14 protein-coding genes are annotated in these 12684 nt (G+C 43.0%); 11 read left to right on the top strand and 3 right to left on the bottom strand.

Going from position 1 to position 12684, the window contains the following annotated elements; all coding sequences use genetic code 11:
* Window position 1: 1 nt before the first annotated feature.
* The 3 genes from EJL91_RS08455 to EJL91_RS08440 form a co-directional block, all read right to left on the bottom strand.
* Window positions 2-1771 (bottom strand): class I SAM-dependent methyltransferase, encoded by a 1770-nt coding sequence (locus EJL91_RS08455; protein ID WP_125141503.1) that lies wholly within the window; start codon window positions 1769-1771, stop codon window positions 2-4.
* 567 nt (window positions 1772-2338) lie between these two features.
* Window positions 2339-2872 carry a late competence development ComFB family protein gene (locus EJL91_RS08445; RefSeq protein WP_125141502.1) on the bottom strand — a complete coding sequence of 178 codons (534 nt, stop codon included), beginning with the start codon at window positions 2870-2872 and terminating at the stop codon, window positions 2339-2341.
* Window positions 2873-2874: 2 nt separating this feature from the next.
* Window positions 2875-3636: a ParA family protein gene (locus tag EJL91_RS08440; protein ID WP_125141501.1), complete on the bottom strand. Its 762-nt coding sequence runs from the start codon at window positions 3634-3636 to the stop codon at window positions 2875-2877.
* Between the two features lie 311 nt (window positions 3637-3947).
* Here EJL91_RS08440 and EJL91_RS08435 point away from each other — a divergent pair, with 311 nt between their 5' ends.
* From EJL91_RS08435 to EJL91_RS08385, 11 genes are all read left to right on the top strand, one after another.
* Window positions 3948-4250: a flagellar biosynthesis anti-sigma factor FlgM gene (locus EJL91_RS08435; RefSeq protein ID WP_125141500.1), complete on the top strand. Its 303-nt coding sequence runs from the start codon at window positions 3948-3950 to the stop codon at window positions 4248-4250.
* 72 nt (window positions 4251-4322) lie between these two features.
* Window positions 4323-4772, top strand: a complete 450-nt coding sequence (gene flgN / locus EJL91_RS08430) for a flagellar export chaperone FlgN (protein ID WP_125141499.1) — start codon at window positions 4323-4325, stop codon at window positions 4770-4772.
* A gap of 44 nt (window positions 4773-4816) precedes the next feature.
* A complete protein-coding gene (flgK, locus tag EJL91_RS08425; protein ID WP_125141498.1) occupies window positions 4817-6295 on the top strand; it encodes a flagellar hook-associated protein FlgK in 1479 nt (492 codons plus the stop codon).
* A 24-nt stretch (window positions 6296-6319) separates the two neighbouring features.
* Window positions 6320-7288 carry a flagellin N-terminal helical domain-containing protein gene (locus EJL91_RS08420; protein WP_125141497.1) on the top strand — a complete coding sequence of 323 codons (969 nt, stop codon included), beginning with the start codon at window positions 6320-6322 and terminating at the stop codon, window positions 7286-7288.
* A 25-nt stretch (window positions 7289-7313) separates the two neighbouring features.
* On the top strand, window positions 7314-7916 hold the full coding sequence (locus tag EJL91_RS08415) for a DUF6470 family protein (protein ID WP_341466973.1): 603 nt from the start codon (window positions 7314-7316) through the stop codon (window positions 7914-7916).
* 56 nt (window positions 7917-7972) lie between these two features.
* A complete protein-coding gene (gene fliW, locus EJL91_RS08410; RefSeq protein ID WP_125141496.1) occupies window positions 7973-8419 on the top strand; it encodes a flagellar assembly protein FliW in 447 nt (148 codons plus the stop codon).
* Complete coding sequence (csrA, locus tag EJL91_RS08405; RefSeq protein ID WP_125141495.1) at window positions 8413-8676, top strand: carbon storage regulator CsrA; 264 nt, start codon at window positions 8413-8415, stop codon at window positions 8674-8676. The genes fliW and csrA overlap by 7 nt, the downstream gene beginning before the upstream one ends.
* Complete coding sequence (locus tag EJL91_RS08400) at window positions 8666-9157, top strand: hypothetical protein (protein ID WP_125141494.1); 492 nt, start codon at window positions 8666-8668, stop codon at window positions 9155-9157. Before csrA ends, EJL91_RS08400 begins: the two co-directional genes overlap by 11 nt.
* Before the next feature lie 32 nt (window positions 9158-9189).
* Window positions 9190-11850: a flagellar filament capping protein FliD gene (gene fliD, locus EJL91_RS08395; protein ID WP_125141493.1), complete on the top strand. Its 2661-nt coding sequence runs from the start codon at window positions 9190-9192 to the stop codon at window positions 11848-11850.
* Window positions 11851-11903: 53 nt separating this feature from the next.
* Window positions 11904-12293, top strand: a complete 390-nt coding sequence (gene fliS, locus EJL91_RS08390) for a flagellar export chaperone FliS (RefSeq protein ID WP_125141492.1) — start codon at window positions 11904-11906, stop codon at window positions 12291-12293.
* Window positions 12294-12317: 24 nt separating this feature from the next.
* Window positions 12318-12680: a flagellar basal body rod protein FlgB gene (locus tag EJL91_RS08385; RefSeq protein ID WP_125141491.1), complete on the top strand. Its 363-nt coding sequence runs from the start codon at window positions 12318-12320 to the stop codon at window positions 12678-12680.
* Window positions 12681-12684: the final 4 nt, after the last annotated feature.

Here is a 12684-nt window from a genome sequence, read left to right as displayed (position 1 = left end):
ACTAATTAATTACTCCTTTTCTTTTTTGCGCCAATACCAAGTACTGGTAGGCCTGAAACCACTGTTCGGGTACATTTTGCAGTTCCGCCAGTCGGGAGATTAATTTTTTATCTTCTTCTGTAATAGGGACAGTGGTAGCTGATATTTCCTTTATTAAGTACCCCTCGTCCTGGAACAGGCGGAGAATCTCCTGATAGGTAAAAAATTTAAGATGGGTACGATCTAAAATGCCAGCATTTTCATAGGTCCAGAATCCGTTTAGGAGGGGCCGTAAAACCGATATATGCATAACATTTGGAATACTGGCGAGAATCCAGCCATCTTTTCTCAGGTATGTTTTTACTGTATCTAATACCTTTCCTGGTTCTTTTAAATGTTCCAGTACGTCTCCGAAAATAATATAGTCAAAAAAGTCATTCGGGTAGTTAAGGGAGAAATTTTCAATATTTTCGTTACTTATGTTAGCAAAGTGAGCCGCAATAGAAGCGGCACCTTCATCCGTTTCTATACCATAGAGTGCAGCATTCGGGAATCGTCTATTTAACTCTATGAGAGTAGAACCACATGCACAGCCTACTTCGAGTACATTAATAGGCACAGAATAGTCTGCTGAAGGGATGCTTATTAGTGAAAGCAAATCCTTTCGGGCGAAGCAGGAATAGGAAAGATTAATACCATTTTTTTTATAAAATAATTCCGTTTCCTCACCTAATGTCGGGAGTTGACAATCCGCTGTAAGAATTGAAAGGCTGTTAGGGCAGAGAAGCACACTTTTGTCACTACGGATCAGCCGTATCAAATAGTCTTTTATCTGATAACTGCCCAAGGTGAATTCCGTATCAAACCAACCATACCTTTTGATAAATGACCGTTTAAACATGTAAATGGGACCAGGAAGATCGAAGGTTTTTACTAAGGCAGACTGATTGGGAACATTGTATATATGCGCATATGCCATAGCGTCATTTACAGTCGGACAAGTTTTCTTCATATAGCCGGAGCAGGACGGGTGGTTTGAGATAGAGCCGACGGCTCCAACTTCATGAGATTGATGCAGAGCCAGTTGTAATGTGAAAAGAGAATGCTCGAGAGGCAGACCACCCTCATCAATAATTACAAAATCTGAACTTTTCTCTGCCTGTTCAATAGCTAGGTTATAACAGGCGCTAATATTTTGTGCATCGTAGGGAATAATAGTCCCCAAGGACTGATTAGCGATTAACTCATCCTGTACAGGTGAAGAAAATTCCTTTAAGAAGAGAATTTCAAAATGTTCAGGCATAGTAAATAATGAGATTACCTGAAGGCAAAGCTTTAGCCAAGATGTATTTTTGTTGACCCTTAGCACAAGTGAGAGTTTGGGCAGAGGCGAACCGAAAGATGTATGAAAGCGGCTTAAATTATCTAAAAGAAAATCTAAATCGTTTTTTTCGTGGCATTGGTATATTGAGTACCGATAACAAAGCTCGGCACACACCATGTTATTAAGCAGTTCATAGGCCTCTCCAAGCATAAAATAAAGTTCATGGTTGGAACTGTTGCAGGCCAACCCCGCTTCTATACAAAAAAGGGCCTTATCAGGCTGGCCGGTAGAGATAAGGCTCTCTCCTTCCAGCACAGCTAGTTCATCGCTGTACTCCCAGTGTTTTTTGTATGTTTCTATCAGTTGCTGTGAGACAGAGAAGTTTGTCTGTTCCAATGCTATTTGAATTTTGTATAGAAGCTCTTCCCTCGTTATATTCCCTTCGGATATCTTTCTATTTTCCCCCATGGTTTTGCCCTTTCAATAATGTGTATTAAATAGTTTGTTTGGGGACGGCTGTTTTAAAATATTCAAACGGCTCATCCATATTTTTACTCTGTAGCAGGGTTACCACTGAATACAGAATAAGGCGGCATATTTTTTTAACTAAAGCGTCCCTCCTATTGTGCGTCCATTACCTATATAGACACCGGAACAAGTCTTTGCTCCAGCCCCTATCCATACATCATTCCCAATGACAACATCTCCTTTGGTTTTAGGATGTCCTTTGATTTCGGAGATGGACTTCAATAAAATGTTAAATGGATACGTGGTGCCCCAGTCTGTATTATGTTAGACTCCGAGCATAATTGTCACATTCTGGGTAAAAGAACAAAATCAACCACGCTCAAATGGTTTCCTTATCCTCAGGAAAGGATCGTGGGGATAAGGAAATAAAATCACCAAACTCTACAGGGCCGGGATTCGGAGTGGAATATTTTAGCATATAAGATGTTATCCTTTATTTAAATTGATATAGTATCCAAGCCAGACTGGCCTGATATGGAGTTTGATTCATATGACTGTAATGCAACATCAATGTCTAGGCGATTTCTTTACCAACATAATTGCCTGTACCAACGCTCCAGTGACAGAGGAACCATATAATTCTTCTGCCTGTTCCTGTTTTTCGCGATCGCCTCTCTGTATAACTACATAATGTGGAGCCAGTTTATTAAGCGTAATTGCGGCGATATCCTTCTTGCACTTGTCGCATTTACAGCAGTTAAACCGCATCAACGTGCTCTCCAACCGGGAAATCACCAACTCTTCTATCACATTAACCAGTATCATGTCCTGCGATTCAGGAAGTTGCAGTCCGGAAGTTTTGCGAGGACGTACTGCAGGTAAAATACCGGACTCTCCATTGTACGACGGGGAGAAAGTTGTATCAAGATTATTTCCAGCCCCTCTAGACAGTAGGGATGTTTTTCCAGCGTCGTAGTCAAAATCACTATTGGCTGAGCTTTCAGAATCAATTCCGGTTATAGCTTTCCCGGTTCGGGCTGTGCTGGGCATGATTTTGCGGTACATCATGTCCTTGTCAATTTCTGCTCTGCTTTTTGCCATGACTATAATCCCCTCCTTATCAGCTCATCAATTAGCTCTTCGTAGTCGATCACAGCATTGCTCTTTGGAGCATATTCCAGAATGGACTGCTGCAGTGACTGAGCCTCTCTGAGAGAGACACTCTCCCGAATATAGGTATTAAGAACCGGTATGCGCAGATCTTCTGCTATCATATCTACCGTCCCCTTTACCTCTTTGCTGAAACGGGTTCTTGGATTATGTTTGGTTAAAAATATTCCCAGTACCTGGATCGAAGGATTACAATAATTTCTAACCCGCTCTATTGTTTCAGCGAGCTGTGTGATTCCCTGAAGACTGAAAATATCGGAAAGCATTGGAACTAGTACATAGTCCGCAGCAGCAAAAGCATTGACGGTCAGAATTCCAAGCGCGGGAGGAGAGTCAATAAAAATATAGTCATACATAGACTGCAGCGGCGCCAGCGCATTTTTTAAAAGATATTCTCTCTGCGAGCCGGTAAACTCAAGTTCAATGCCACTGAGCAGAATATTGGCCGAAATAGTGTCCACAAGAGGAGCCTTTTGAACGGCAAATCTTGTTTTTAATTCCCCCTTCAGGACATCATAAATAGTTGCGCTGCTTTCAGTGTCTGCGCCCAGGCTGAAGGAAAGATTACCCTGTGGATCCATGTCTACTGCCAATACGTTGAAACCGCGTGATTTAAAGCCTACAGCCAGGGCGTTTGCCGTCGTCGTTTTACCGACGCCGCCCTTTTGGTTGGAAAGGACGATGGTTTTTGCCATTATAGATACCCCCTTAAACGAGAAAATTGTTACAGTTCCACCTTGTGCTATAAAAGCAGCCCATAACAGAAAATTCGACTTTTTCTATGGTTTATTATAGCAAGAATATTAGCAATATACAACGAAAGAAATATGATACAGGAATGGGAATTGCAGATTGTGTAACGGACTCTGCAGCTCTAAAAATAATAAAATAAATTACCGAAAACAGGCTAAAGTTTTGAGAGAATGATACGATAACATTATTAGAAGAAAATTATTATTTAAGTATAAATAGACATATTATAAAATTTTGGGAAAGGGTGAAGAGAATGGATGTAAAAGTAACAAGAAATTTATCTGTATATAAAAGTACGATGGCTTCTGTAAAAAGCAGTGATAAAAATGTGGCAGTGCCAGCATCAGCAGACAGCAAAGTAAAAAATGATGAGATTATCATCAGCAGTGATGCAATAAAGAAGCAGGAGGCAGCGAAAATTTCCGCGGATCTTCATAAATCTATCAATGAAGGGGCATCGGCAGAGCGCCTTTCCCAGTTGAAGGGACAAATACAGGATGGGAGCTATCAGGTATCGGCAGAGATAATTGCCAAACGTTTAATGTCGGGGATATAAATGACCGGTATATGAGTAGAGGGAAAAAACGGCTGCTGATAGAACGGAGAATGATATAGGAGAAAAAATTAAGTGGAAAAATTAATCAGCTTTTTACGAGAATATACAGAGTTTTTTGAACAGATGCAGTTAAAGCAGCAAGATAAGCTGGAGCATCTGGCGTCAAAGGATTTAAAGCAGATTGAGGAGACAATTGTTCTGCAGCAGGCGATGGATAAACAGATGGAAAACATGGAAAAACAGAGAGGGGAACTGCTGGATTCCATGGGATACTCCGGATGTACATTCAAAGAACTGATAGACAATTCAGCCGAAGAAGAAAAGTCAGAGCTGCTTACACTCTACGGACGCCTTGGGGAGGCCATTGATAATGTAAAATTCATCAATCAAAAGGCAGTGAAAATGGCGCAGACGGAACTTGCCCGCATGGGTGTCTCCACATCGGGACTTACCGGCAATCCAAGCGGTGTTTACAAACCGGCAGCAGGGCAGAGAAGAACCCTTTTTGAAAAAAAGATTTAAGCGGACTATCAACTTTTGGCATCATATACAGGAGAGTGGAAAAATTGAGACCTACATTTATGGGGTTGGAAACAACCAAACGAGGGCTGATGGTACAGCAGAAAGCTCTTGATATTATTGCAAATAACGTAACCAACATCAGTACAAAAGGATATACCAGACAGCGTCTGGACACAGTGACAGTTCAGGTTTACGGAAATGATCGCTTCACAGCCAGTTCAATTCCTCTGGCCGGCCAGGGTGTGGATATGAAAGGCGTTGCCCAAATCAGGGATTCATTTCTGGACAGTAAGTTCCGCCAGGAATATGGTGATGTGGGGTACTATGACCAGAAAGCGGCTATGCTGGATGAAATACAGGCGGCAATCAGTGATCCCGAAGTAGATGGAACAGGAATTAAAAATGCACTGGCAGTATTGTCGCAGGCAATATCCGATTTCAGTGAAAATCCCCAGGAAGAGACTCATGCGAATATTGTTATGAATGCATTTATGGGGCTTACACAGATACTGAATGAATATGACACAAAATTGAAGGGCGTAATGGAGAATCAGAAAAATGACCTTTCAATCGCAATTGATGACATTAATACAAAGTTCGAACAACTGACTCAGTTGAATGAAACAATAGCACATGAAATCTTTCTGAACACGGACTATGACGGGGTCACATACGGGCCAAATGATTTGCTGGATCAGAGAAATGTGATTCTGGATGAGTTGTCCCGCTATGGCGAGGTAAATGTTACAAACAGAAGTGACGGAACGGTACAGGTTAAATTTAACGGTAAGGTTGTGGTGGACGGACAGAATAACAATTACTGGAATGATACTATAAAACTGGGAGAAGATGGAACTACGATGACGTGGACCAGTGATGGAAAGAAGATTGCACTTCCTACCGGAGCGCTTCGCAGCTTTTCCGAAGTTATCACTGGAGACAGCAGCCTGAACAAGGGTATACCTTATTATCAGCATAAGCTGGATGCAATGGCGTCAAAGATGGCAGAGTTATTTAACAAGGTCATCCCCGATACCTATCAGGCAGGAGATCCGAAAGTACCGGATACATATAAGAAACTCCTTCAGGGAGATGAAGACGGCGTGGTGACGGCAGGTAATATTTCTATCAGTGACATTTGGGCAAAGGATTTTTCATATCTGATAGAGAAAAACAACCCGAATGGTCTTCTGGATAATGAAAATATACTGGATATGAAAAAACTCCTGACGCAGGATAACGAATTCGGAGGATTCAGCGGCAATTTCAGTGAATTTGTAACACATGTAACAACAACTTTGGGTACGGATATCAGTTCCAATACGGCGCGGATGAAGGCCAGCGTGGCAACGGCCCAGAGTGTGGATACCGACAGGATGTCACAGTCCGGGGTGTCATTAAACGAGGAAGGCATTAACATGATGGCTTACAATAAAGCGTACCAGGCTTTGGGGCGTTTGATGACAACCATGGATGAGCAGCTGGATATACTGATTAATAATGTAGGACTTGTAGGACGATAAGCAGGGGATAAGGGAGAGAAGACCATGAGAATAACGGAAAATATGCTGAAGACAAGATATAACTCCAATCTTCAGACAAATATCAGCAATTTAGCGGCCTCCAATCTGCGATTGGAATCCCAGCGAAAATTTAATCATGTATCGGAAGATACATCTTCTGCAGCCCGTGCATTTGTCATCCGGGATCAAATATCAAAAACGGATGAACATATCAGGACGATTGAAAATGCAGCAGGCGAATTGAGTTCTGCCGAAAGTAATATCATGGTGGTCCAGTCAATTGCGACTAGTGCTTATGAGGCAGCAACGAGTGCGGGTGGCCCCAAGGAACAGAAGGATCTTGATATTATTGCTGAGCAGATAAAGGGGCTTAAAGAAGAGCTTATACAGACGATGAATTCCACCTATGCCAATAAATATCTGTTTTCCGGCTCCAGCAATGAAGCGCCCTTTAGCATTGGTGCCGACGGCAAACTTTTATTCAATGGCGTGGCGGTGGATGATGCAGTGTCTGCGGATGACTTTGGTGGAAATAAGGAAGTATATCTGGACATTGGATTTGGAATTAACGGTCAGATGGGAACAGGGGCAAAAACTGGAATTAAGATATCTACATCGGGAGTGGATGTTCTAGGTTTCGGAAAAAATGGAGATCAGCCAAACAATGTATACAGCCTGATGGATAAACTGGAACAGCAGCTTCGGGCTGGGGATACCTCCGGGGTAGCGGATACGGCAGGGTTATTAAAGGATAAGGCCAGCAGCATTTCCAATTCCATAACGGAGATTGGTACCAGGGAGAAACTTCTGGAACGGACGAAGGACCGTATGGAGACGAATCTAATTAACCTGAAAGAGAGCCAGCAGAATCTGGAAGGAGTAGAGCTGGAAAAAGAAGCAACTGACAATAAGAGCTATGAGATGGCATGGATGGTTACATTACAGTTAGGCACCAGCATCATACCGCCGTCCATTTTTGATTTTATGAAATAAAAAGATCAGGTGAAGAGGTGTTATTATGATGAATGTGTTGAAAATTACGACAACTCCGATTAAATTGTCAATGACATCACAGAGGGCGAGGCTGGAATCCCAACTTCCCTCTTCAAAGGTAAGTATTGATGAGATGCCGGGGAATCTACAGATGCATTCCCAGAATATTAAAGTAAATATAGATACATATGATGCCAGGCAGAGCCTGGGCCGCAGGACGAATAAGGACTTTCTTGCTTATCAGGCCGCAAAAGGGCAGTCTGCGGCAGATGATGCTACAGCACGCTATGTGCAGGTAGGAAATCAGATGTCCCAGATACAAAACGGAGCCAATATCCCCGACATTATTTATATGCAGATGATTTCGAAAATGCAGCCCAAGGCAGATTTGGAAGCAGTTCCTCTTCCTGGCCCCGATATAAGCTGGACGCCGGAAAAACTGGATATAAACTATTCACCGTCTAAATTGGAGTTTCAGGCGGAGCTAAAGGGAAGTCAAACATCCTATGTGCCGGGCGAACTGTCATTTAATGTAGAGCAGTATCCAAGAGTCGAGATAGAATATACGGGAGATCCCCTGTATGTGCCTCCGAGCGCCGCGCCTGGTTATGAGGGAGAAGCCCGATAGTATAATTGGGCATATATATCATTGCTGACAGGCGGAACTGACGGAAGGAAGAAGATATGAAAATAGAGACGCGTGATTTTGGAATCATTGAGATTAAGGACAATAATATCATCACGTTTAAGCAGCCGATTTACGGTTTTGAAGAGTATACACAATATGTGCTGGTCACAGATTCAAACATGGGGAATGGAATCTGCTGGCTTCAGTCGATTGAGCAGAAATCGGTGTGTTTTATTTTGATGAATCCCCTGCAGGTAAAGAAGGATTATGCACCTGTTGTTATGCAGGATGTGCTGATTACACTGCAGGCCACCCCCAAAGATGATTTGGACTGCTGGGTAATTGCCGTGATAGGGGAAACATTCCGCCAGTCCACCGTAAACATGAAAAGTCCGATTATTATCAACCACAAGAGGAATCTTGCCATGCAGGTAATCCTGGACCAGGATTACCCAATACGTATGCCTGTTTTCGGTCCGGAGAGTGAGGAATCGGTATGCTGATCTTAACGAGAAAAAAAGGCGAGTCTATCAAAATCGGAGACGAAATTGAAATTTTCATCACTGAAATTAAAGGTGATAAGGTACGGATCGGTATCAGTGCACCGGAACATATGAAGATAACCAGGACGGAACTTTATCTCACGGTCGAGAACAATAAAGAAGCTGTAGATAAAGTGGATCTGCTGAAGGTATTTCAGTTGACCAAGAACCTCTATGCCTCGAATCAGGAGGAAAAGGAGGAGCAGGATGAAGACTGAGAACGAAATATCAGAAATTATTGCTGAACTTCTTGCAGAAAAAAAACAGTTATTTGAGAAATTTGAGTCCATCACGGAACAAATGATGACGGATTCTTTCGATGAAATAGACATGATAGTAGAATGTGTTGACCGCAGGGAGGAGCTTAGAAAACAAATCGATGAGCTTGATCTCAAGATCAGCAGTACCGCTATGGAATGTGAAAACGGAGAAGAGATTATCAAAGCTTCAAAAAATTTATGCGATTTTTCAGAAGTGAGTCCGGCGCTACAGAAAGTATTTACAGCGGGGCAGGAAGTGTTTGGGGTTATATCCAGAATTCAGAGTGCAGATCCCCAGGCAGTTAGAAATATGAAGGCCATGATGGAGGAGCTGCAGCAGAAAATCAGGCAGAATAAAAAGAACTCAAAATTTACTGGTTATATTAATACTATGGGATTACAGGCCTCCAAGGGAGCGCTTTACGATAAAAAAAGATAGAACCATTCTTTTTAATGGAAAGGGGATAAGATATGGCATCATCGACAGGTTCTACAAGCAACATTCTGGGTCCTAACGGCACTTCTAACTATATGTCGGGCCTGGCATCTGGCCTTGACACAGAAGATATGGTGGAAAAGTTGTTGTCCGGTACCCAGGCTAAGATAGATAAGCAGAATGCGAAGAAGCAGCAAATTGAGTGGAAACAAGATATATATCGGGATTTAATTACTAAGATTAATGGATTTACAGATAAGTATTTTTCATATTTTGGTGCGGGTGGAACTAACCTTCTGAGCAGCAGTTTCTATAATGTAATGACTGCGACCAGCACAAACAGTGCGGTAAAGGTATCTTCCGCAACAAGCAAGGCGCCTTCCAATATGGTGATTAACAGTATTACCCAACTGGCAACGGCGAGCAGGGGGGAATCCTCATCAACAGTAACCGGTTCTATAAAGGGCGCTATCAGTCTGGATAATTTTTCGGAAAATAAGACATACTCGTTTGATATGAGCTTGGATGGAGTCAGAAAGACAATCAAGTTTCAGGGAGCGGATAATGAGCAGGATCTTATAAAAAATATCAATAGCAGTATGAAACGGGTATACGGAGAAACGGTTTCATTTGATGAAACCAGTATGGAACTTAAGTTTCAGACCTCCGGTTCTACACCAACTTCATCAGCAGACTTGAGTCACAGCGTAATTTTCTATAATACGGTGGACAAATCAGATGATACCGTTGAAAAGGAAGGAGTACTTGATAGTTTAGGATTTACCCAGGGTACTTCAAATAAACTCAGCTATAATGCAAATTTGGAGGATCTTCCGTTTGCAACCAGGCTGCAGGGAAAAGATTTTACATTTACGATCAACGGTACGGAGATCAAAGCCTCATCCAGTGATACTCTGGGCGATGTAATCAACCGTATTAACAATAGTGAAGCGGAAGTAAAAGTATCATATTCTTCTGTTAAAGACAAGTTTATCATTGAATCGGCCAATACGGGCTCGGGTATTAATATAGAGATGGAACAATCAGAAGGAAACCTTTTGACTGCATTGTTCGGTATTGAGGGAGCAAATTGTGTCGGTGGAACTACGAAAGGCATTCAATTTACTAAGGGGAGTGAGGCAGCCGGAACTGTGGATACGGCAGCTCTGCAGGGCTACCTTGATAATGCTAAAGATAAAGGCCAGACATTCTCTTTCTATCTTACAGGTCCGGATGGAAAGGAAAACAAGTACAGTCTTTCTATTCCCAAGCAGGACGTTGGAAACCAAGATGAACTGATTCGTATAATCAACCAGCAATTAACGCAGCAGTTTGGCACGATAGAACATGCGACTGATATGGATTCCTCGGGTGCGCCTGTTAAGGTTCCGGTTTTACAGTTAGCAATTGACAGCACTACAGGCAAGGCTACCTTTACAGGTGTTCAGCTTAACGATGATGATAAAGCAGTCAACTCAGGAGCAACAAAGGGTTATCAGGTAAGCTTTGCGGCCGATAATGAGGATTCCTCCCTGGCCGGTATTCTGGGATTTACAAAGTATGATGGAAACACACAGCTCAGTCGGCTTGGGATCACGGGAAAGATCGCAATTGAAAAACCCGGTGTGTCTGCAAGAAGAGAGATTGATTTAACAGGAAAAACAATTGATCAGTTAATGGGTGAACTCAGTTACGGTACTGAACGTGTTGCTTCGTTTGATCCTGTAACGGGTAAGATATCTATAGAAGGAGGACTAGATCAGGCAAAAATCACAGCGGTCAATGCAGATGGCAAAAATGCTATGAATGCCCTGTTCGGTACCGACGCTCTTTTTCAGAGCCAGACTATCGGTTCGGGATTCACATTTGACGGCGGACAGAACGCAATACTGGAAGTAAATGGAACCACGATTGAACGAAATTCCAATGCGTTCGAATTGGATGGAATTACCATGGAATTAACGGCCTCAACGGCGGCCGGAGACCCCCCAATTAGCTTGACTACCTCTAAAGATACTGATAAAATAGTAGAAGGTTTGAAGAGTTTTGTAGACGATTATAATGCTCTTATAGAAGAATTAAATGATCAGATTAGTGCGGAGGCAAGTTATCAGAAATATACGCCTTTGACGGATGCTCAGAAGAAAGAGATGAGCGAGCGAGAGATAGAGAATTGGGAAAAGAAAGCCAAGGAGGGCCTCCTTCGGAATGATTCCAATATCTCCAAGTTCCTTCAGGAGATGCGCTCGGTAATGTATAAGACCGTAGACAGCGCAGGCCTTGCTCTCTATGACATTGGTATAGAAGCGTCCAGTAACTATAAGGATAATGGAAAACTCGTTCTTGATGAGAATAAGTTAAAGGGAGCGCTTACGACAAAACTGGACGAAATCCAGAAAATGTTCACCGATAAGGATGAAGGCCTTGCGGTACAGCTTCAGCAGGCGCTTAAAGAAGCAGCCAACCCCAGCAGCGGAAGTCCTGGTTCCCTGGTAAGATATGCGGGAACGAAGGACGTGATGGTGACCAGCAACACTCTGTATTATGAGATGAAGAGTGTGAAAGAGACACTGTCCCGCCTGAATACGAAATATGAGACGGAGAGAACGCGTTATTGGAAACAGTTCACCGCAATGGAGAAGGCAATTTCCAATATGAACAGCCAGAGCTCCTGGCTTACCCAGCAGTTCTCATAAGTTTCTAAACCACAGGTATCTCAGGAAAGTCTACAAAACGGAGGTTTGGCAGTATGCAAAATCCATACGCAAAATATAAAGAGCAGTCGGTCATGACAATGACCCAGGGCGATATGCTCAAACTGCTCTATGAAGAGATTATTTCCCGCCTGAACAAGGCGGTAATCTGCATCGGGGAAAAAGATATAGCAGGAAGAAATGAACATCTGAAGAAGGCCAGAGCGATCGTAACCCATCTAAGCACGACGCTGGACCCTCAGTACGAGGTGTCGAAGGGACTTTCCTCCCTTTATGAATACTTCAGCTATTCCATTGTGCAGGCGAATATAAACAATGATGCGGGGCAGATTCAGGAGATTCTGCCTATGGTAGAGGAATTAAAGGATGCATTTGCCCAGGCCGACAGGCAGGTGCGGATGTCACAGAGCGCTAAAGGCGTGTAAAGAAGGATAACAAGAGGTAAAAGAATGTCTCTATTTGAAGACCCGTCGATCCGGGCGCTGGGTAATGCGCTGGATCAGACATGGATGGAACAACAGGTCCACAGCCATAATATCGCCAACGTGGAGACACCTGGCTTTAAGGCGAAAAAGCTGGATTTCCAGCGCGTGCTCCGGGAATCGGAGGTGACGGGAAAGCCGGAACTTCAGTATAAGCCGGTTCTCAGCGAAGATAACCAGACGGAGGCAAGGCCGGACGGTAATAATGTACAGGTAGAAGCGGAAGAGCTGGAGATGTGGAAGGATTACGTACAGTATTCCGCGCTCACCAACCGGATTTCCGGGCGTTTTTCAACGCTCCGCTATGTGATCAACAATACGGGTAAATAATGAG

The sequence above is a fragment of the Clostridium transplantifaecale genome (assembly GCF_900626075.1).
GTDB lineage: Bacteria > Bacillota > Clostridia > Lachnospirales > Lachnospiraceae > Otoolea > Otoolea transplantifaecalis.
This window is presented reverse-complemented; position numbering and strand designations above follow the sequence as displayed.